Origin of the sequence: uncultured Merdimmobilis sp., assembly GCF_902471145.1 — a bacterium.
Taxonomy (GTDB): Bacteria; Bacillota; Clostridia; order Oscillospirales; family Ruminococcaceae; genus Merdimmobilis; species Merdimmobilis hominis.
Genome location: NZ_CABRJC010000001.1, coordinates 19264 through 40539, shown reverse-complemented (window position 1 = coordinate 40539; position 21276 = coordinate 19264). Strand labels below are relative to the sequence as shown.

The 21276-nt window shown below is 55.6% G+C and carries 16 protein-coding genes; 11 read left to right on the top strand and 5 right to left on the bottom strand.

All coding sequences use genetic code 11. The features are described 5' to 3' along the window. Window positions 1-4 precede the first annotated feature (4 nt). From truA to RDQ42_RS00165, 5 genes are all read left to right on the top strand, one after another. The gene (truA, locus tag RDQ42_RS00185) at window positions 5-778 is read left to right on the top strand and encodes a tRNA pseudouridine(38-40) synthase TruA (RefSeq protein WP_071428203.1); all 774 of its coding nucleotides are present in this window, start codon (window positions 5-7) and stop codon (window positions 776-778) included. 18 nt (window positions 779-796) lie between these two features. Then, complete coding sequence (locus RDQ42_RS00180; protein ID WP_231358273.1) at window positions 797-1999, top strand: DUF5711 family protein; 1203 nt, start codon at window positions 797-799, stop codon at window positions 1997-1999. Between the two features lie 10 nt (window positions 2000-2009). Continuing rightward, window positions 2010-2735, top strand: a complete 726-nt coding sequence (locus RDQ42_RS00175) for a CvpA family protein (protein ID WP_054331664.1) — start codon at window positions 2010-2012, stop codon at window positions 2733-2735. Window positions 2736-2849: 114 nt separating this feature from the next. Beyond that, window positions 2850-3380, top strand: a complete 531-nt coding sequence (locus RDQ42_RS00170) for a CDP-alcohol phosphatidyltransferase family protein (protein ID WP_231358274.1) — start codon at window positions 2850-2852, stop codon at window positions 3378-3380. Between the two features lie 204 nt (window positions 3381-3584). Then, window positions 3585-5885 (top strand): ATP-dependent Clp protease ATP-binding subunit, encoded by a 2301-nt coding sequence (locus RDQ42_RS00165; RefSeq protein WP_308588047.1) that lies wholly within the window; start codon window positions 3585-3587, stop codon window positions 5883-5885. Between the two features lie 164 nt (window positions 5886-6049). On the opposite strand, the gene RDQ42_RS00160 is transcribed toward RDQ42_RS00165, so the two are convergent. Genes RDQ42_RS00160 through RDQ42_RS00150 form a run of 3 tightly spaced genes read right to left on the bottom strand, consistent with a single transcriptional unit; the run spans window position 6050 to window position 10039 of the window. Continuing rightward, a complete protein-coding gene (locus RDQ42_RS00160) occupies window positions 6050-7387 on the bottom strand; it encodes an ABC transporter permease (protein ID WP_071428208.1) in 1338 nt (445 codons plus the stop codon). Beyond that, window positions 7374-9164, bottom strand: coding sequence for a hypothetical protein (locus tag RDQ42_RS00155; protein ID WP_231358276.1), 1791 nt, complete (start codon window positions 9162-9164; stop codon window positions 7374-7376). Before RDQ42_RS00155 ends, RDQ42_RS00160 begins: the two co-directional genes overlap by 14 nt. Next, window positions 9161-10039 carry an ABC transporter ATP-binding protein gene (locus RDQ42_RS00150; protein WP_071428212.1) on the bottom strand — a complete coding sequence of 293 codons (879 nt, stop codon included), beginning with the start codon at window positions 10037-10039 and terminating at the stop codon, window positions 9161-9163. Before RDQ42_RS00150 ends, RDQ42_RS00155 begins: the two co-directional genes overlap by 4 nt. Window positions 10040-10494: 455 nt before the next feature. Here RDQ42_RS00150 and RDQ42_RS00145 point away from each other — a divergent pair, with 455 nt between their 5' ends. From RDQ42_RS00145 to RDQ42_RS00125, 5 genes are all read left to right on the top strand, one after another. Beyond that, window positions 10495-11715 (top strand): efflux RND transporter periplasmic adaptor subunit, encoded by a 1221-nt coding sequence (locus RDQ42_RS00145; RefSeq protein WP_308588045.1) that lies wholly within the window; start codon window positions 10495-10497, stop codon window positions 11713-11715. 25 nt (window positions 11716-11740) lie between these two features. Next, window positions 11741-12943, top strand: a complete 1203-nt coding sequence (locus RDQ42_RS00140) for an ABC transporter permease (protein ID WP_083386479.1) — start codon at window positions 11741-11743, stop codon at window positions 12941-12943. A gap of 123 nt (window positions 12944-13066) precedes the next feature. Further along, window positions 13067-13936: a radical SAM/SPASM domain-containing protein gene (locus tag RDQ42_RS00135; protein ID WP_071428214.1), complete on the top strand. Its 870-nt coding sequence runs from the start codon at window positions 13067-13069 to the stop codon at window positions 13934-13936. 106 nt (window positions 13937-14042) lie between these two features. Next, window positions 14043-14963: a D-2-hydroxyacid dehydrogenase gene (locus RDQ42_RS00130; RefSeq protein WP_231358278.1), complete on the top strand. Its 921-nt coding sequence runs from the start codon at window positions 14043-14045 to the stop codon at window positions 14961-14963. A 36-nt stretch (window positions 14964-14999) separates the two neighbouring features. After that, window positions 15000-16310, top strand: a complete 1311-nt coding sequence (locus tag RDQ42_RS00125) for a hypothetical protein (protein WP_071428216.1) — start codon at window positions 15000-15002, stop codon at window positions 16308-16310. A gap of 125 nt (window positions 16311-16435) precedes the next feature. Here the strand turns inward: RDQ42_RS00125 and RDQ42_RS00120 are convergent, their stop codons facing one another. Together RDQ42_RS00120 and RDQ42_RS00115 are read right to left on the bottom strand one after the other, a co-directional pair. Next, complete coding sequence (locus RDQ42_RS00120) at window positions 16436-17902, bottom strand: sodium:glutamate symporter (RefSeq protein ID WP_071428217.1); 1467 nt, start codon at window positions 17900-17902, stop codon at window positions 16436-16438. Window positions 17903-18745: 843 nt separating this feature from the next. After that, entirely contained in the window at window positions 18746-19924 is a 1179-nt protein-coding gene (locus tag RDQ42_RS00115) for a hypothetical protein (RefSeq protein WP_231358280.1), read from the bottom strand. A 346-nt stretch (window positions 19925-20270) separates the two neighbouring features. Here RDQ42_RS00115 and RDQ42_RS00110 point away from each other — a divergent pair, with 346 nt between their 5' ends. Further along, complete coding sequence (locus RDQ42_RS00110) at window positions 20271-21179, top strand: substrate-binding domain-containing protein (protein WP_054331680.1); 909 nt, start codon at window positions 20271-20273, stop codon at window positions 21177-21179. The last annotated feature ends 97 nt before the right edge of the window (window positions 21180-21276 follow it).

Below are 21276 nucleotides of genomic sequence, written 5' to 3'. Positions count from 1 at the left end.
GACTATGCGAAATTTACTGCTGACCATCCGGTACAAGGGAACAAAATACCATGGGTTCCAGGTGCAAAAAAATGCCCTTGCCGTGGCCACTGTATTTCAGGACGCGGTGGAGGCGGTGTTCCACCAGCGGCTGGACATCAAAGGCTGTTCCCGCACCGACACCGGCGTCCATGCCAACCGGTTCTGCGTCTCCCTAAAAACCGAGAGTACCATCCCCTGTGACCGGCTGGTCAAGGCGCTGAACATCAACCTCCCCTGGGATGTGGCGGTCCTCGCCTGCCGGGAGGTCCCCCTTGATTTCCACGCCCGCTACAACTGCAAGGGCAAGCGGTATGTGTACAAAATCCTCAACTCGGAGATCAAAGACCCCTTTTTGGAGGGGCTTGTCCACCAGCACCGCTACCCCTTGGATGTACAGGAGCTGAACCGGGCTGCCCAGGATTTTGTGGGCACCCACGACTTCAGCTCCTTTTGCAGCGCGGGCAGCAAGATCGAAGATATGACCCGGACCATCTACGCCGCTTCGGTGCGCCGGGAAGGGGATCTGGTCCTGTTCACGGTAGAGGGGGACGGCTTTCTGTACAACATGGTGCGGATTATGGCTGGCACCCTCATCGACATCTCCAAGGGGCTGATTCCCCCAGACGGCATCCCAGCGGTGATTGCCGCCCGGGACCGGGAGCGGGCCGGGTTTACAGCGCCGGCCTGCGGGCTTTACTTAGATGAGGTGTTTTATGAAGAAGGGGAGATGGCTCTGCCGTCCCCGGAAAGCAAATAGGCAAAGGAGGAAGTCGCCGTGGGCAAGCTGACCCAATTGGAAGAAGTCCGCCGGGAGCGGAAGCGCAAACGGCTGGTAAAGCGGATCACCGGTTTGGCGGTGGGATTGGCTCTGCTGGTTGGGGTTGCCTTTTTTTGGCAGCAGATTGCGGATTTGGATTTGGCCACCCAGGTGGAGGATCTGATCGCTTCCTTTGGCTCCGGTTCCGGCTACCCGGTGGAGACCCCAGGCGGTATCGTCAAAACCATGTTTGACGCCGACGGCCAGGTTGGGGTGCTCAATGACACCAACCTGTATGTCTACAACAAAAGCGGCAAGCAGGTGAAAAACATCCTCCACGGGTACAACAACCCGGCCCTGCGGGCAGAGGGAGGGCGCATCCTGGTTTTTGATCGGGGCGGCAACGGCCTGCGGGTGGAATCCAAGAGCAAAAACCTCTTTTCGATCACCTATGACAACCCCATCACCAGCGCCGATCTCTCCTCTGGGGGGAACCTGGCGGTGGCAGTGGGCTCCAGCCAGTACCAGGGCCAGGTCATTGTCTACAACAAGCGGTTTGAAGAGATCTTCCGATGGCTGTCCTCTGACACCGTGCTGGATGTAGCCCTCTCCGACAAGGGCAACACTATGGCTGTGGCCAGCGTCACCACTGTGAACGGGCAGATCGCCTCCACAGTGCGGCTGTTCAAGTTCAATTCCGAGCAGCCGGTGGCGGAGATCCCCCTCACTGGGGAACTGGTGGTTGCCCTGCGCACCGGGGACGGCGGGCTCTTCTATGCCGTGACCGACCAGGGAATTACCGCCATTACCTCCGGCGGCAAGGTGGAGGCCAGCTATTCCTTTGGCGGGGACCCTTTGGCGGCTTTTGACTGCTCCGGCGGCAAGGGAATCGCCGTGGTGCTGGGGGATTTTAAGGAGAACCGAAGCCTGACCGCCTATGTCCTGGATGAAAAGCTGAAGGTGAAGGGAAGCGCTGTACTGAATGTCCGGCCAGAACTGCTGCGCCACGACAGCAAAGGCGTCTATTTCCTGGCGGACAACAAGGTCTACTGCTACACCAACACGATGGATCTGGTGGACACAGTGGACACCCCAGACGCCCGCTGCGCTTACATCCAGGGGAACCGGCTTTATTACACCACCAGCAAGAAGATGGACCGGGTGTCGGTCAGCCGCCCCGAAAAGCTCCCCAAGGAGAGCAGTCCATCCAGCGCTGGATAAAGGAGGCAGTATGGAACAATACGTACCCATTTTATTGGATGTTCTGGTGGTGGTTGTCATCATCAGCATGGTCAAAGCCTCCGCCCGGCGGGGGTTTGTGCGCACCGTCATCCAATTTGCCGGCTATCTTGTCTCCCTGGGGATTTCCTCAGTGGTGAGCCGGATGGCTGCCATTTTTGTCTACGACTCCTTTGTGCGGGATGGGATTGTGGATTTCCTCTCCCGCAACATCCAAAATGTCACCGACCAGGAGATGGTGATGGAGGAACTGATCGCCGCTCTGGAAAGCCTGCCTGCCATCCTGCAAAGTGCCCTCTCCCAAGCCGGGGTGGATTTGACCAGCGCCCTTTACGGCCTCACCGGGGATTCGGTGGGGAAGATCGCCGCCGCCGTGGCGGACACGGTGGTGGGGCCTGCGGCCATCGGCCTTTTGCGGACCATCTTCTTTATCCTGGCCTTCTCCACCTGCATGCTGTTTGTCAAAAGCTTTGCCCGGCTGTTCCGGGGGCTGTACCGGGTTCCGTTGCTGGGCCCGGCCAATGCCCTGTTGGGCGGCTTGGTGGGCGGCCTGGAGGCGGTGCTGGTCCTCTATGTCGCTGCGGTGCTGGTCAGTTTGCTGCAAACCCTGACAGGGGATACCTTGCCGCTCCTCACACAAGAGGCAGTGGCCAGGACCTATCTGTTCCGGCTGTTCTTTGACCTCAACGGAATTATCGGGATATTAGGGGTTCAATAACGGGAAAAATGACAAATATCGAAAGGCATTGGCAAGATTTTATTGGATTTTGTCAATGCCTCTTTCCTTTTTCAGCAAGAATTGATATAATGTTCGGGAAAGAGGTGTTAGCCGTTGAGTATACCAAATATCCTATCCATCTTCCGTATGGCATTGGTGCCGGTGTTCCTCCATCTGTATCTGAATGCCGCTACGGGCAGGGAATACCTGCTGGCCGCCGGAATCCTGGTGCTTTCTGCTTTGACCGATGTGCTGGACGGCTTTATTGCCCGCCGATATCATATGATCACCAAATTGGGACAAATTTTGGATCCTGCTGCTGATAAAATGACCTTGGCGGCAGTGACCCTTTCCCTTTGGCATAAAATCCCCGACCTGTGGCCGCTGTTTGCCATCTTTATCACCAAAGAACTGCTGATGGTGGCTGGCACGCTAAAATTAATGCACAAAAAGACCGACATCGCCGGGGCGAAATGGTTTGGCAAACTGTACACCGTCATTTTTTACCTGGTCACAGTCAGCATTGTGGCTTTCCCTAACTTAAACCACCGGCTGGTGTTTGGCATGCTGGCGTTTATGGGGATTTTCACCGTGTTTTCCTTTGTCATGTATGTTCCGGTTTTTTTGGAACTCAACCGCAAATAGGTTGCCTGGAGGGATGGGGAAAGCCCCGTCCCTCCTGTTTTTTCCTTGGCTGAGGGGAGAAGCAACAGGGGGAAAGAATTCTCTCCTAATTTTGTACAGAAAGGGAAGAATTCTTCATACCTGGTTCACAAACCCCCGCTATAATCAGATAGAACGCCAGAGTGCTAAAACACCCTGGTTTACCCTGCGAATGAGGTGTATGGTATGAACAATTTACTTTGCAGCCGCTGCAAAAAGCGGATGGCAGTGATCTTTATGAGCCGCATTGAAAACGGAGAGACCATCAATGAGGGACTCTGCCTCCAGTGCGCCAAGGAACTGGGCATCCCCCAGGTGAAGGACTTGATTGACAAAATGGGTATCACCGACGACGACATCGAGTCGATGAACGACCAGATGCTGGAGATGATGCAGAATGGCGACTTCGGCGGCATGAACCCGGAAGGCGGGGAAGAGGAGGACGGTTTTGAGATGGGCGGTGCCCAGCCGTTCCCCTTTATGCAGGGCTTCTTTGGAGGCAGTGACCTGCCGGAAAAAGTCCCCCAAAAGGAGAAAAGCGCAAAAGAGCCCACGGGGCGCCCGAAAAAAGAGAAGAAATACAAGTATTTAGACAATTACTGTGAGAATTTGACCCGCCGGGCCCGGGAGGGCGGCATCGACAACATCGTCGGCCGGGAGCAGGAGATCTACCGGGTGATGCAGATCCTCAACCGCCGCACCAAAAACAATCCCTGCCTCATCGGCGAGCCCGGTGTGGGCAAAACCGCTGTGGCCGAAGGGATCGCCAAACAGCTGGCCAGCGGCGAAGTTCCCCCCCGACTGGCGGACAAAGAGCTGTACATGCTGGATCTGACCGCCCTGGTGGCTGGTACCCAGTTCCGGGGCCAGTTTGAAAGCCGGGTAAAAGGCTTGGTGGAGGATCTGAAAAACGCGGGCAATGTCATCCTTTTCATCGACGAGGTCCACAACCTGGTGGGCGCTGGGGATGCGGAAGGCTCGATGAATGCCGCCAACATCCTAAAACCCGCCCTCTCCCGCGGGGAGATCCAGGTGATCGGTGCCACCACCTTCAACGAGTACCGCAAACATATTGAAAAAGATGCGGCCCTGGAGCGCCGGTTCCAGCCGGTGACCGTCAACGAGCCCTCCATTGAGGATACCGTACAGGTGCTTATGGGCATTAAGGAGCACTATGAGCAGTTCCACCGGGTCAAAGTCGCAGAGGAAATTTGCCGCCGGGCTGCCGTCCTCTCAGAGCGGTATATCACCGACCGATTCCTGCCGGACAAGGCCATCGACCTGCTGGACGAAGCCTGTTCCTGTTCTGTGCTGGCAAACCAGTCCCTGGCCCAGTACGATGAAAGCAACCGCCGCCTCAAAGAGCTGATCGCCAAAATCAGCGATATGGAGCAGTCCACCGAGCCGGATTATGAAAAATTGGCCCAGATGCGGGCAGAGCAGCTCCGTTTGGAGGGCAAGATCAAAGAGATGGAGCCCCAGGCCCTGAATCATGAGGTGACTTTGGAGGATCTTGCCAAAGTGATTGAATTGTGGACTGGCATCCCAGCCAGCCGGGTGCGGGAAAGTGAGCTGGGTAAGGTAGCCCACCTGGATGAGGCGCTGAAAAAGCACATTGTCGGCCAGGACGAGGCGGTGGAACTTGTGGCCGCCGCCATCCGCCGCAGCCGGATGCAGATCAGCCCTCGCCGCCGCCCGGCCTCCTTCCTGTTTGTGGGACCCACCGGCGTCGGCAAAACCGAGCTGGTCAAGGTCCTTTCCCAGGAGCTGTTTGATGACGCCGACCCGCTGATCCGCCTGGATATGTCCGAATTTATGGAGAAGCACGCCGTCTCCCGGCTGGTGGGGTCCCCTCCCGGCTATGTGGGGTACGATGAAGCGGGGCAGCTCACCGAAAAGGTGCGCCGCAAACCCTACTCGGTGGTGCTGTTCGACGAGATTGAAAAAGCCCACCCTGACGTGCTCAACATCCTCTTGCAAATCTTGGACGAGGGCCGGGTCACAGACGCCCACGGCCGGGTGGTCTCCTTTGAGAACACCGTGGTGGTGATGACCTCCAACGCCGGCAGCGAGGTCAAGGAAGGGGTTGTAGGCTTCAACACAGTACCAGGCCAGGTGGCCAAGGACAAAGCCATGAAGGCCCTTTCAGGCTTCTTACGGCCGGAGTTTATGGCACGAATCGATGAGATTGTAGTCTTCCGCCCCTTGGACGAGAAGGACTTTGAGAAGATCGCCGCCCTGATGCTGGATGAGCTGAAGGCTCCCTTGGACGAAAAGGGGATCAAGTTTGACTACGCCCCGGAGGCATTGACCCTCATCGCCAAGGAGGCTTATGGCCGCCGCAGCGGTGCCCGGGATATCCGCCGGATCATCCGCAAACAGGTGGAGGACCCCATCTGTCTGCGCCTGCTGGAGGATTTGGACCATCAGCCCGCCCTCATCAAGGCGGTGGACCAAGAGGGAAAAATCGGCCTTTTGACCGCATAGACTTGTTTGGAAAGGGGAGGCGTCATGCCTCCCCTTTTTTCGACTGGTGAATGGGTCCCTCTAAAAATATGGGGGTGGGGGAAAGAAGCCCCCAACTTGCCTGCAAAATTCCGGACACAGAAAAACCTCCCGAGGAACTTCCTCGGGAGGTATCTTTTTATCGCTTAGTCGTGTTTGATGGCTTCCAGGGCAGAGATGCGCACCGCCCGGTTGGAGGGGAAGAACCCGGACAGCAGCCCAACCAAAGTGGCAAAGACAATGCCGCCCAAAGCGAGCCACGGCGGAATGATGGACATGGAGCTTCCGCCGCCTCCGCCCATCATGCCCCCCATGCCGCCCAAGCTGAACCCAAAGTAGTTGGACAGGAAGGAGAACAGGTAGCTGATGAGCACCCCGATGATGCCCCCGCAGAAGCCGATGGTCCCGGCCTCCAGCAGGAATTCGGAGCGGATATCGGTGACAAAGCAGCCCACAACCTTCATGACGCCAATCTCCCGGGTGCGCTCGTAGATGGACATGTACATGGTGTTGGCGATGCCCACAGCGGCAACAAACAGGGTCATACCGCCGATAATGCCATAGAACAGCTGTTGCTGCTGCACCCAGTCCTCCAAGGGCTTGCGCTGGCTCTCCTGGGAGTAGGTGTTAAATCCCATGGCCTGGATGGCCTCCTCCACTTGGCCCACCATCTTGATGTCAGTGCATTTGACCTTGGCTTGTTCGTAGCCCTTTTTCTCTTCCTTTTTCAAGCCGTTGGCCTTGTTGTAATCCGCTTCCATCCTCTTTAAGTCGTTGATATCCATAAAGATGCCGCGGCTGGTCTCATACCCTTTGCCCCAGTCCTCTTTTAGGATACCGGCAGGAGTGACTTTGTATTCATACTGCTTGGCCCCTTCTTTGTTGGTGTTGGTGCGGATGATCAATTTGTCGTGCATCACGTCCACAAAGGGGTCTTTGATCTTTCCGTTGGCGTCGGGGTAGGGGTCCACCCGGTTGAAGCCGGGCTTTTTTTTGTTGTCCCGGAACTCATATGCGGCATATTGTCCGAACACCACGGTATAAGGCGGGGAATTTTCGGTGAAGCCGCTGCCCTCCAGGTATTCATACCCCAAGTATTGCAGCGCTTGGGGGTAGACGCCCACCACATTATACATATTCATCTGGTAGCGGTCCTGCTTGCCCGAGACCATGAGCAGGTCGGCATTGGCGTTGTAGAAGGGGGTAGCCACCAATACGCCGTCCATGGCCTGGATTTGGGCCATAGCTTTGTCGTCCAGCACCGCCTGGTTGGCGCCGCCGCCGTAGTTGTAAATTTCAATGATGGTCAGGTCGCCCATGCCTTCCAGCATCTCTTGGATGCTTTGCTGGGCGCCCAGACCGAGGGAGACCATGAAAACCAGCATCCCAGTTCCCGCCACCACCCCGATCATCGTCAGGATGGTGCGCATTTTGCGGCGGGAGAGATTCTGGAGCGCCATGGTCATCAAATCATAAAATTTCATCCTCGTCGCCGCTCCTCTTCGCCTTGATCTTCTTCACCGTGACGAAGGCGGTCATACCGGTGATCACCGCGCCGGCGAAGCCCAAACCGATCTTGGTGCCATCTATCTTTTTGGGTTCTTCCGGGTTGACCGCAGGGATTTCCGGCGTCAGGCCGGGGTCCTCGGTGGGGTAATCAAAGCCCTGTACCATGGCCTCAAATGGCATGGAGACCTCTTTGATATTCATGTTGGCGTCCTCGTAGGTGATGACCACCTTGCCCTGCAAAGTGCCTGGCTCTTGGGGGGTGATGAAAAAGTCGGCGGAGTTTTCACTGCCGGATTCCATGTTGCCCACAAAGGACTTCTGACCGTTGTTGGAGACGCCATCGCACTGGAGCTCCGCGGAAACGTTATACACTACGGTGCGCCCTTTGTTGACAAAGTTGACGCTCAGGGACATTTCCTCCCCCACATAGATGTAAGGGGAGACCTCGATGGGGTTAACTGAGAACCGGTCCACCTGGGAAACCGGGATGGCGATGCTCTCCTTAGAAGTGCTGCTTTTCCGGGCGTCGTTGGCGATGTATTGGAAGGTGTATTCGATATCCACGTTGTGGGAGCCGGGTTTGGCATCGGCCAGGGCGCGGAAATCGATGGTGCGGGTGATGGAATCCTTCCGGTTGAGGCCGGCGATGTAATAGGTGTTGGAGGAGCTGGCAATGGTCAGTCCTTCGCCAGTGCTGACCTTCATAATGATGTTTTCCAGGTCATAGCCGGGGCTGGTGTTGGTGAAGGTGATGGTCAGGGGGAAGGTCTGGCCGGCGGTCACCTGGGTGTCGCCATAGCTGTAGTTCTCCACAATAATGTTGGGCACCAGGGGGTCCAGCTCGGTTTCCTCATCTTCGTCATCCTTGTCCGGCTTTTTGACGTACTCTTCGCACTCGGGGAAGGTGACGCTGGCGTTGTACTCCACCTTTTCACCGTCTACATAATAACCGAAGGTAAATTTAAGGGTGTCGCCTGAGCCAGTATAACGCAGCCGAATAATGTCAAAGGAGAGTTTTACATTGCCATTATCATCACTGCCAATCGTTTTCCCCCGGATTTCGGTGCCTTTATTGACCGAGTTGCTGCTGACATCATCCTCCGAGACCTGCTTGAAGGAGCCGGATTGAATGATAATGTAGGGATCGGTAAAGGAGCTGGGGTTGTCACTATATGAGTAGTTGGGGTCGACGATATCCAAAAAGATGTTGACATCCCGGTTGCGGGTGATTTCGCTGATAGAAGACTGATCTCGGCCGTTTTCGTCCTTGCTGCTGGAAGAATAGCTCTGGTAGCGGCTGGCCTTCTGATATGTAATAATGGGGTCGCTGCTGCCGGAGGCCACCGTCTTTTGCTTCACTTTGGCAAAGGAGAAGGATTTGTTACTGTCACCGGTTTCCCATTTCGATCCGGCGGTTTTGGTAATGCTGTAATCCTTGTTGCCAAGCTTTACAGAAAGAGTTTTATCACTATCCAATAAATTGAAGCCATCTATTTCGTCTTCCTCCCCGGAAGGGGTGGTGATCTTCAGCTTGTTTCCTGAAAAATCTGTTATTTTTAAGGAGTAGGTTCCAACTTCGTCGAAATAGCTGCCCAGTTCTTGGGGGGAGAGTTCGGCGTCCCCTTTAAAGCTGTCGTCAAATACCAGCACAGGCGCCGCGTATACCAGGGTGCTCAGGGCCCCGGCCACCGTGCCAAGGATCATCAGCAGCGCCAAAAGCAGCGGGATGGCTCGTCTCAGGATTTTCTTCATGGTTTGATCTCCTTCTCTTGTGTATTCTCAGCCGACCCGCTGTCGGGCTCGGTTTCTGCAATAGGTTCAGGGGCCTCCTCCTGTTCTGGAGGCTGGGGAGCCTGCGCTGTCCCCGGCTCCTCTTGAGAGGCGGATCCCTCAGCAGGGCTTTCTTCCGGGGGATCCACAACCGTGCGGTCAATCAGTGAAACGTTGGGCTGATCGCTCACCACCCGGCCGTCGATCAAGGTGATGATTCGGTCGGCATATTGGGAAAGCTCCTGGTCGTGGGTGACCAAGATGAATGTCTGGTTGTTCTCCCGGGCCAGGCGGACCATCATCTCCATCACTTCGATGGTGGTTTTGGAGTCCAGGTTGCCGGTGGGCTCGTCGGCAAAGACGATGGCCGGCTTGGAGACAAACGCCCGGGCGATTCCGACCCGCTGCTGCTGGCCGCCGGACATCTGGTTGGGCCGGTGTTTGCACCGTTCCCCCAACCCCACTCGGTGGAGCATTTGAAGGGCCAATTTTTCCCGGGTGCGTTTGTCCACGCCGCGGAACATCAGCGGCATGCTGACATTTTCCAGCGCGGTCTGGGAATTGAGCAGGTTGTAGGACTGAAAGACAAATCCCACATTTTTTTGGCGGAACCGGGCAAGCTGGTCCTCACTCATCCGGGAGATGTTCTTTTTGCCGATGTACACCCCGCCCCGGGTGGGCTTTTCCAGCCCGGCCAACTGGTTGAGCAGGGTGGATTTGCCGGAACCCGAGGTGCCCAGGATGCAGAGGACCTCCCCTTTGTGGATCTCCAGATTGATGCAGTCCAAAGCGACCACCTTTTCAGACCCCAATTTATAAACCTTTCGCAGGTCCTTGACACGGATTATGGTTTCCAAGACGATCCCTCACCTCACAATACAAAACGATCTTCTCTTACTATAGTTCACCGGGCCTTCACAATTACTGCATCTATTTGCAATATTTTCTAGTTTTCCTGGGCGAATCAGCCTGCCGTTAAGGGATGCGGCCGCTGTGGGGATACCTTACCCCACAGGTGGGAAATCTGTTGTTTCCACACGTCCTCCCTCAGCGGGAAAAAGGACCCCAGGAAAAAATTGTTATCGGTTCCACTATAGCATACTTGGCCCCCCAATTCAATTCCAAGGCCAGGGGAAACAGAAATTCTGTCAAAAGAAAAAAGACAGTTTATAAAGTTCCTGACGATTTTCTTACGATGTGATGACATTGGGCAAATTCACAGAATATTGTTTGACTTCGACTAGTGGGGGGCATATACTATTGACATTGTGACGAGGACTATCGAGAACGATAAAAGAAAGCGGTGTATAGAGTGTCCAAATTAACCAAGGGTAAAAAGAAACTGATTGTCTTTGCAGCGGTGGCCATCTTGGCGGCAGCCGGAGTTGGCAGCTGCATGCTCAACTCCATGAACCAGACACCCATGCTCATGGCCTCAGGGGTTTCTATGCAGGAGATTCAAAGCTTCCTCTCTACCAGCGGAACCATCAAACAGGGCAACCTGGAAGAGCATATTATGGCGGCCACCACCGAGGTGGGCAACGTCTATTTTGAGGTGGGTGACGAGGTGAAAAAAGGCGACTTGATCGTCAGCTTTGACAACGCCGAGGCCATGCGGGAGTACAAATCCGCAGCTATCGCCTACGAAAAGACCCGTTTGGGACTGGATGAAACCGAGCGGAAGTACTTTGAGACCATGGAGGACATCGCGGAAATCGAAGACAACATGGAATTCCACAAAAAGAAGATGGAAGAATATGAGGACAGCACCGACCCCGACGAACGCGCCCTGTTTGAACGGTATCAGGCCAAATACGAAAATGCCAAATCCCGCAAAGAGGGCTTGGAGGACACCATCCCCAGCGAGGAGCAGCTGAAAATCGACCAGCTCTCCTTTGAAGAAGCGAAGATGAAGTTCGAAGAGGCCCAGGAGAAGGTGAACTCCCTTCCCGGCAATATTATCGCCGGCCAAGACGGCACCATCGAAGAGCTGAACGCCAAAAAGCTCAACACCATCTCCAAAGGCACGGTGGCGGTTGCGATCAAGACCTCCGAAACCCAGACGGTGGAGATGAGCGTGGGCAAATACGACATCGTCAAGGTGGCCCTGGGCCAATCCGCTGAAATTACCTTGGGCAACAAAACCTACCAGGGCACCGTCACGGAGATCGGCACCGCCGCGGATGAAAAATCCAACGTCAAGGTGAAAATTCAGGTGGATAACCCGGATGAAAGCTTTATCCCCGGCATGGAAGTGGACGTGGATGTACTGACCTATTCCACCCCCTCTGCATTGGCACTGCCGGTGGAAGCGGTCAAGACCGACCGGGGCGGGGATTACTGCTACACGGCGGAGCTGACCGACCCGGAGAAACAGATTTACCAGCCGGTGAAGACCTATATCACCCTGGGCAATTCCACCGACCAATACATAGAAGTTACCAGCGGGCTGACCGAGGGCCAGCTTGTCATCGACAATCCGCCCACCAACATCGACAGCATCCTGGCTTGCATCATCAGCCAGCCGGCTTAACCACCGGCGGGAGGCGGGAAAAACAATGATCAAAGAAAACCTGAAAATGGCGCTGGAAAGCATCAAGTCCAACAAGATGCGCTCCTTCCTCACCATGCTGGGCATCATCATCGGTATTGCGTCGGTGATCACCATCGTCTCGGCGGGCAGCGGCGCCAAACAGTACATGATGCAGCAGTTCGAGTCTCAAACCACCACCGTGTACATCAATGTGGACAGCAGCGAGGCTCTGGACAGCGAGTACATCACCATGGAGGATATTTCCGCCCTGAGCAGCATGGGGGACTATGTGCGGGGTGTCACCCCCTATGTGGGGACCACCGGCGACGCCATCTTCCGCGACAAGCGCCACGGGGTGTGGATTAACGGCGGCACCCAACATATCGCCTTGGTGGACGGGGTGAGCGAGCTTTACTCCGGGCGGTTCTTCAGCGAAAGCGACTACCTGGGCGGCAAAAATGTGGCAGTCATCGACGACATCTTAGCCCAGGATTTCTTTGGAACCACCGACTGTGTGGGCATGGATATCGAGCTGCGGGTCAAGGACAAGCGGACTACCGTCCGGGTTGTGGGCGTCTGCAAAAACATGTATGGAGATTTCGCCACCCAGGACTTGCAAGGCAATGTCTACGTGCCCATGGGGGTAGTACAAGAACTGGACGAAGAGAGCAGCGGCAAGCTGCGGGGGGTATACCTGTACTCCTTTGATAAGAAGGATGTGGAGACCATGGGCAACGCTGCCGTCCGCCTTCTGGAGAACCGGCACGGCAACCGGGGCCGGAACATCTACTATGCCAACAACGCCAAGGCCCAGCTGGAGTCCATCAACAGCAGCATGGATATGATCCAGAGCTTTATCGCCGCAGTGGCGGCCATCTCCCTCTTGGTGGGGGGCATCGGCGTTATGAACATCATGCTGGTGGCAGTCACCGAGCGCACCCGGGAAATCGGCATCCGAAAGTCCTTGGGGGCGAAAACGGGGGCAATCCTTTTCCAGTTCCTCACCGAATCGGCCATTTTGACGGTGATCGGCGGCCTTATCGGGTTGGGGCTGGGGTGTGTGGGTTCCTACGCCATCTGCTCGCTGGCAGGCATCACCCCGGTGTTCACCCTCTCCGCCGTGCTGGGAACGGTGGTGTTTTCCGGGGTGGTAGGCCTCTTCTTCGGCATCTACCCGGCGCGCAAAGCGGCCCGGCTCAACCCCATTGAGGCGCTGCGCCACGAATAACCAAGCAGAAAAACTCCCCATTATGGGGAGTTTTTCTTTTACCCTAGCTTGCCGAAGCTATGGAAGGTGTGGTATGCTGACAAAACAGGGGATGTTTCCCCTCAAGAAAGGAGGGGGATTCCCATGAAACGGTTGAAACGGGTTTATGTGGAGATCACCAATGTCTGTAACCTCCATTGCAGCTTCTGTTCCCCCATGAGGCGGGAGCCCCGGTTCCTCAGCCGGGGGGAGTTTGCGTCCATCCTGGAACAGGTGGCCCCCTATACCGGTTACCTCTACTTCCATGTCAAAGGGGAGCCGCTGCTCCATCCCCAACTGGGGGAGTTTTTGGATCTGAGCGGCCAGGCTGGTTTCCAGGTCAACCTGACCACCAACGGCACCCTGCTGCGCCAGAAACTCCCCCAGTTGCTGGATAGGCCCGCCTTGCGGCAGGTGAACCTCTCGCTCCACAGCTTTGAAGGGGACCAGCCCCAGCGCCTTCAGGAGTATTTGGACAGTGTGCTGGAAGGGGTGAATGCCCTGCGCCAGGAGACCGGCGCCTACCTGGTGCTGCGGCTGTGGAACCTTTTGGCCGGCGACGCCATGCCAAAAAATAACCGGGTGATCCTGGAAAGGCTGTCCCGGGAGTTTGCCATCGACCTGTTTGAGGAGATCACCCACAGGGAGAAGGTGCGCAGCATCACCCTGGCGCCCCGGGTCTTTTTGAGCCAGGAGGAGGAATTCGACTGGCCCAGCCTGCAAAATCCCTTTGTCAGCGAAACCGGTTTCTGCTATGGCCTCGGCACTATGGCCGCCGTCTTGGTGGATGGCACCGTCGTGCCCTGCTGTCTGGACGGGGATGGGGAAATCGCCCTGGGGAACTTGTTCCAACAGCCCTTTGGGGAAATCCTAGAGGGACCCCGGGCCCAGGCCATCCATCAGGGCTTTACCAGGCGAAGAGCTGTGGAGGAGCTCTGCCGCCACTGCACCTACCGCACCCGCTTTGACCGGTAGCCGCCTCAATTGCAATTGGCCCCTCAACGGATTATACTGAGGGAAGAGCTATAGAAGGGCCGCCCTATCGGCCGCCAACTTGAAATAAAAAAAGGAGGACCCCAGTATGAAACTTTTGCTCAACTACCCCTTTGGCTGCAAAGACCAGCTGCCCCAGGTGGACTTCCTCACCATTGAAGAGGCGTTCCAAAACCCTGCCGGTGTGGAGGCGGTCATCGCCCCCGGCGGCTTCCTGCGGGCTGAGAATCTGGACCGGCTCCCCGATCTGAAGTGGGTGCAGATCAACAGCTCCGGCTACGACATGCTGGACCTTAACTACTTCCGCCGCCGGGGTCTCACCCTGACCAACGGCAAATCCATCTTCTGTGTCACCGTGGCCGAGGACGTGGTCACCAAAATGCTGATGCTGGCCCGCCAGAGCCGGACTTATTTTAAATTCCAGGAGGAGCGGGTCTGGGCCAGCCGCAGTTACTACAACTCCTCCCGAAGCCTCTATGGAAAGACAGTGGCTCTTATCGGAGTGGGGGCCATTGGCTCCGAGATCGCCAAGCGGGTCGAGGGCTTTGGGATGAAGGTCATCGGATACTCCCGCAGCGGCCGCCCGGCCCAGGGGGTGGAGAAGGTCTACACCGGGGAGGAAGGCATGAAGGAAGCCATTTCCCAGGCGGATTTCGCCGTGTTCCTGACCCCGTATTCCCCAGAGACCCATCACCTCATCAACAAAACCACCCTGGGCTGGATGAAGCCCTCCGCCTATGTGATCAATGTCTCCCGGGGGCCGGTCTGCGACCAGGAAGCCCTGGCCAGCTGCTTGAAAGAAGGGGTCATCGCCGGAGCGGCCATCGATGTCACCGACCCGGAGCCCCTGCCTTCTGACAGCTTTTTGTGGGACATCCCCAACCTGATCCTCACCCCCCACCAGGCCAGCGCCGGCGATATCATCGACCAGCGGGCGGACGAGCTGTTCCTCCACAACATAAAGGCGTACCTGGAGGGAGAGGAACTCTGGAACCTGGTGCGCTTCTAACTATCGGACCCAATCGTTGCGGAAAGGAGGAGCCTTATGCGAATCGCCATCATCGCCGCCCAGAATTCCCTCTCCCGCATCCGGGAGATCGACCCGGTCATCTCCCACCTCTGTGAGCCCCAATACCTGCCCTATGCCGATTTAGAGGAGATGCTTTCCCTTTGCCGGGTGGCCCAGGCGGATGGCATCCTCTTTTCCGGTCTTTTGCCTTACAACACCGCCCAGGACGCCTTGGGCCCTTTTCCCCAGCCCACCGCTTACCTGGATGTGAGCCAGCGGGATTTTTACAAGGCGCTGACCCGCATTGCACTCAACAACCGGGGGATGGATTTTTCCCGGGTTCTCATCGACGCCACCAACAAGTCTTTTGACCTGGGGGGGATCTTCCCTCCGGGGAAGGGGCCTCTCTACGGCCCGGAGAGCGATGTCCGGGGCAGTGACATCTACCAGGACTACCTCTCGGCCTACCGCAACGCCTGGCAGAGCGGAAGAATCGACCTGGTGGTCACCCGTCTGACCAGCCTCAGCAGTGCCTTGGAGCGGGAACACATCCGCCATGAGATCCTTTTCCCCTCCAAAACCTCGATGATCGACACTTTCCGCCGGCTGGTGAGGGAGGTGGAAGCCCAGCAGATGGCCGACTCCCTATCCGCCTTCATCCTGGTTTCCCCATCGGAACCCGGCGGTATGAAAGGGGTGCTCCTGTATAAGGCCCTGATGGACTTTGGCCGGGAACAAGGGGCTTCCTTTGTCATCCGCCAGAGCCAGGAGCGGTTTGACGTAGTCACCTCCAGTGGGGTGGCCCGCCGCCTCACCCGGGGATACACCTTCTGCCCGCTGGAAGAATACCTGCGGGAACAGCTGGATTTCCCGGTGAACATCGGGTGGGGGATTGGCGCAGATGTGCTCAGCGCCCGCCGGAACGCCGCCCGGGCCCTGGGGGAATCCCAGCACAGCGGGGGACGGGGTTCCTTCCTGGTTACCCAGGAGAACCAGGTCATCGGCCCCTTGGGGGAGGAGAATGCCATCGCCTATACCGGCTCCCCCAACCACAAGGCGGAGGTGCTCAGCCGCCTGCTCTCTATGTCGCCGCTGGCGGTGCAGAAAATCCTTTCTGTGCTGGAAAAGCTGGGGAGGGATCAGCTCACCAGCCAGGAGCTGGCGGAATACCTGGGCATCACCCAGCGCAGCGCCAGCCGCTTATTGGGGCAGATCACCCAGAGAGGAGGCGCCCAGGAGGTGCTCTCTGACGGCCCTTCCAGGCGGGGACGGCCTCAGAAACGGTACCAGATCACCTTTGACGCCCTGTTGGCAGGGGCGGAGGAGGGCGCTGGGCACCGGGAATGATCTTCCTCCAGTGGGGAGAAGCCTGTTTCCGGCGTGGTGCGGGCACCTTATAGAGACGCAAAAGAAGGCATCCAAACGGATGCCTTCTTTTGTCGTTTTGGGTAAGGGGAGATGAAATATCAGTGCTAGTTCCCAGAGGAGCCAGAAGAGGGGGTATCGCCTGCCAAAGCGGGCTCCGCCTTGCGGGAGAACATTTTGGAAAGACCGCCTGCCGCAGAAGTAATGACCATATAGATCAAAAAGAGGATTGCAGCCAGGGTGAAGTTGCTCATGGTGGAGCCGGTGGCCAAGACGCCTAAGGTGATGGGCTGGGTGATCAGCCCGGAGAGGGAGATCAGCGAGAAGCCCATGGAGAAATCGGCCAATGCAGGGGTGTCGTAATCGGGGTCGCAGATTTTCAGGAGCATCATGCCGGTGATCATAACGCCGGTGGCGGTGCCCCAGCAGATGATGGCCCGCTCAAAGGAGTAGTCGCCCTTGAAAAAGACGTCGTGCATTTTGAATACAAAGACATAGGTGGCTACCATGCCGACGGCCATCATGACGATCAGGGGGACGGCGTAGGCGAGAACCGCTTTTACCGGCAGGCTGGCGATGGCTGCGACGATGGCGAAGTCGCTCATGGCGCCGGTGATTTTGGCCTTGACTTTGGTGTCGATCATCCAGTTGAGCTTCAATTTGATGAGCAGGGCGTTGATGCCGAACATGATGACCATGGCGTAGATCCACACGGGAAGGCTGGCAAATGCGGCGATGCCGGTGCGTTTAAGCAGATTGAGGGCCGCATAAGCGAGGCCGCAGCCGCCCAGCATCAGGGCCAGGTGGAAGGTGGTCGTCTCAATGGAGGAGTTCATAAAGGTCTCCCGGCCCATGGAACCCTGCTTGGAGATGTCGGTAGTATACCCTTTCGCCATGGAGGCGGGGATGTCGCCTGGCTTTTTCAGGATGGAAGTTTTGCCTTGTTTGGCCGCCATGTTAATGGCGATAATGCCGATGATCATGCCGCCGATGATGCCGACGGTGGCAGTGGTGACGGCGATGCCCTGTGCGGTAGCCCAGTACTCGATGCCCAGGCCCTCCAAAATTTTGCCTACGGCACCGGCAGTTCCATGGCCGCCGGTGTAGCCTGCGGAGAGCTCATACCCAAAGGTGCGGTACAGCTGATATTTGCCGCCGCCAAAGTAGGTGAAGAAAAGGTTGGTGCCGTAGCCGATCATGTTTTGCAGGGCGCCAATGGCGGCGAACAAACCGAAGGCTTTGAGCACATTGGGAGCGGTCTTGCCGCCCATGCCAGTGGTCTTGCCGCTGCTGTTCATGAACATGCCCAGAGGTACCGAGGCGAAAACCGGAACAATCAGGATGCCGGGGAGCAGGGACCAGGTGTTGATCCAATCCTGGGAGACGCGGATGATGGCGTGATCCCCCATGACAATGGGGCCAAACAGCAGGCCGATGAATCCGCCGATGACCGATGCTGGCAGGAAAAGTTGCTGGAACAGTTTTACCTTAGCTCTCAAGAAGGTGCCCAGCAGCAGAAGGCCGCTGAGAACGGCTAGGCAGCAGAGAAGATCGGTTAGCAGAGCGGATGTCATAGTGTGTTCCTCCTTGTGGAAGCAGCCAGTGAATGATGGGTTGCTGCAATGTTTTGCATAATTATTTTTTATTGGCTGCATTTAAGATGGCCTTATCTTACATCCCAAAGTCTTAATTGTCAAAGGTTTTTTCAAAATCTCGCCACAAATTGTTAAAATGCTTGTATTTACAAATATACAGAGGTTTATTATGTGTAATTTATATAAAATATAAAGAATAAATACTGATAAAGAGGAGGAAATTGGGACAAAATACGATCAATTTCTAGTGGAAAAAAATCAAAAAATGGCGTATAAATGTCCGAAAATAGAGATAAAATAGGCGATTTAGTATCCTATTTCAGACATAAATATATTTATTTATGAGATATTAAATGGATTTAACTTGCAAATTAAGCTTGGATTTCCGAATGTAACTCTAGATGAGGCGAAAATGCCTTAAGCAAACGGAATTTGGGTTTTGATAGTTTCAGACATTTTATTAATAAAAGACATTTACTTTGATCGCTTTTGGGAGAAGCCCGCTGCTAGCATAATCCCCAAAGCATGTACCGGAACCTTCGGCCAGCCCTCTTTGACGCTGATTTCCTCTTTTTCCTTTGCCTCGCAGGCTGCTTTTCACCTGTCAGTAAATGCACAAACAGCTCAGTCGAGGAAGGAGCATCCTTCCTCAGCTGAGCTGTTTGTGCGCTTGGTTTCTGGATCTGCGGCCTGGTCAGCCAATGGGCGTTTATACCGGCCGGTTTCTTCGTTCCCGTGGGCGGCAGTATGCGATCAGCATTTGATTTTAAGCGGGGAAAGGTTTTTTGAGCGGCTTGTTTCTCACTCTGCGGTGCATGGAGATTATTCAGCCTTCATGATAACCTTCAGCCGGTGTCCCAGCTGCCCATGTTTCAGTTCTTCCAGGTCGATCACGGCGATTCCCAGCTGGGCGGCGCGGTGCCGTGTAGCAGCATTGCAGCGACTGGTGGAAGCAATGACCGCCTTTGCACCTTTCCCGCCGAAGCGGTCCCGGAGGATGGCCAGTTCATTGAGGGCTTCCGTCTTGATATCGCTGACTTTGCAGCTTATAAACAGGGGTATGACACCTCGCGTTGCTATCACATCGATCTCATTGGTTACGCTCCCATGCCCTAAAACATCATCCCATCGAACGACGGCGCTGCTGATGACATCTCCAAAGATGTTTGTCTCCAAACATGCTTTGTAGACATATAATTCCAATACACTGCCTACATCACGCAGCCAGACACGTGTATTCCTGTCCCGGAAGCGGAAGGACACCGATTTTCCGGGAATGATGGAGAGGGCATGGATAAAGCCTATGCGCTCAAATTCCTGAAGAGCATCCTCATTGGCAGAGATTTTCCCGCCATGCTCCCCTTTTACGGTGTAGCTGCCATGAATGGATAACGAGGGGGACTGTCCATATTCAGTCGGCGAAACCCGCTGTATATAGGTAATGATATTGGCCCACTCGCGCCGAAAACGCATAAAGCAGGAGAAAAATGGATCGATGTCGCCAAGGTACCTCTCAAGAATGGCGTTGTCCACCCGCCCGGGAAGCAGCGCGCCTCCTGCCATCAGGAAAAAATCCTCTACGGAATAGGAGAGATGACAGGGTACATTGTCTGCAAAGGATGCGTCGAAGATATCGTAGAAGCGATTCTTTTTGCGGGAGTAGGTGAAGGCAGGCACGCCTGTTTGAGCCGTAAACATGCCAGCGGCAAATAGCGCAGCATCGCTGCCCCCTGTGACATCTAGCGCGCAGTCGGGATACTGCTCACTGATTGAGAGAAGCTGACGCAGTATATGGTCTGCCTTAAACATGCTGCTGTCTAAAAATGTCAGTTTTGGTTCCCAGCCTCTGTGCAGGAAAAATTTCCGAAGCGTTTCCTGCCAATGTCGGCTTTGGGCGATCTTACCCGGACAGAGATAGACGATGCGCTGGGGCCGAAACATATCAGCTGCCAGGATATTTTCGATGGCTCGTTCATCATACAATTCAATTAACGTGTTCATGTACCGCGCCGCCTTTCTGCTCGTTCTATTATACGGCACAATTCTTCTGTTCGCAACAGGAACATAACGGTGCATCCTATTGATGCCTGTAAAATTGAGTGAGAAAGAAAACGCCGGGGGCAAACCTTTACAAAAACCGGCCTTTGTGAGGGGAAATAGGGGAATTTAGCGGAAGAGCAGGCTTTACAAATCAATTTTTACAAAGTCGCTTCTCCATCTTCCAAAAAATTTACATAAGAAAATGGGATGTTTACCCAATCTTTACGATAGGGGGCCTTGCATCTTTACACAAGGGATTTATAATCCGGTTGTAAACAAAAAAGGTTATATCAAAGGAGATTTTAAGATGAAAAAGTTTCTTTCCATTGCAGTGGCTTCTCTTTTAGCAGCAAGCGCCCTGGTGGGCTGCGGCGGACAGGGAACCTCTTCCCAAGGGGGCAGCTCCTCCAGCACTCCCAGTGAGGATTCCTTCAAAACCTCTAGCGCCATCACCGTCATCGCACGGGACTCCGCTTCCGGGACCCGGGCCGCATTCCATGAGCTGATGGGGGTCATCCAGAAACAGGACGGCACCACTGTGGATAACCTGGTGGTGGGCGCCCTGGAATTTGATGGCACCGACAAGGTCATCACCGCTGTGGAGGGCGATCCTTATGCCATCGGCTACATCTCCTTGGGGTCGGTCAGCGACCGCATCAAAGCCGCTAAGGTTGACGGAGTTGCCCCCTCTTCTGAAACAGTGAAGGACGGCAGCTACCCAGTGGCAAGACCTTTCCTGCTGGTGACCAATGGGGAAGAAAATGAACTGGTCCAAGATTTCCTTGCCTACATCGCTTCGGCGGAGGGCCAGGAGATCGTCACCTCCAAAAACTATATCTCGGTGGAGGAATCCCCTGCCCCTTACACCGGTTCCGGAAAGTCCGGCACCATCAAACTGGCCGGTTCCACCTCGGTGGAGCCTCTGATGCAGGTGCTCACCGAAGGGTACCGCAAGGTGAACCCCGGCGTCACCTTTGAAATCCAGGCCCAAGGCTCCAGCCAGGGCATCAAGGCGGCCATGGACGGCACCTTTGACATCGGCATGAGCTCCCGGGAATTGACCGACGAAGAAGCTTCGGCTCTCAACAGCCACGTCATCGCCATGGACGGCATCGCGGTCATCGTCAACAACGAAAACCCTGTGGAGGGTTTCACCTCTGAAGACCTGACTGCCATCTACACCGGTGAGATCACCACCTGGGACGAGATAAAATAACCTTCTTCCGCTCACTCCTCAGGGCCCTTCCCATCCCTTGTCCAGAGCCGGGGGATGGGGACCCTTTTGAAACCGGTTTGCAAAATGTCCATACCGT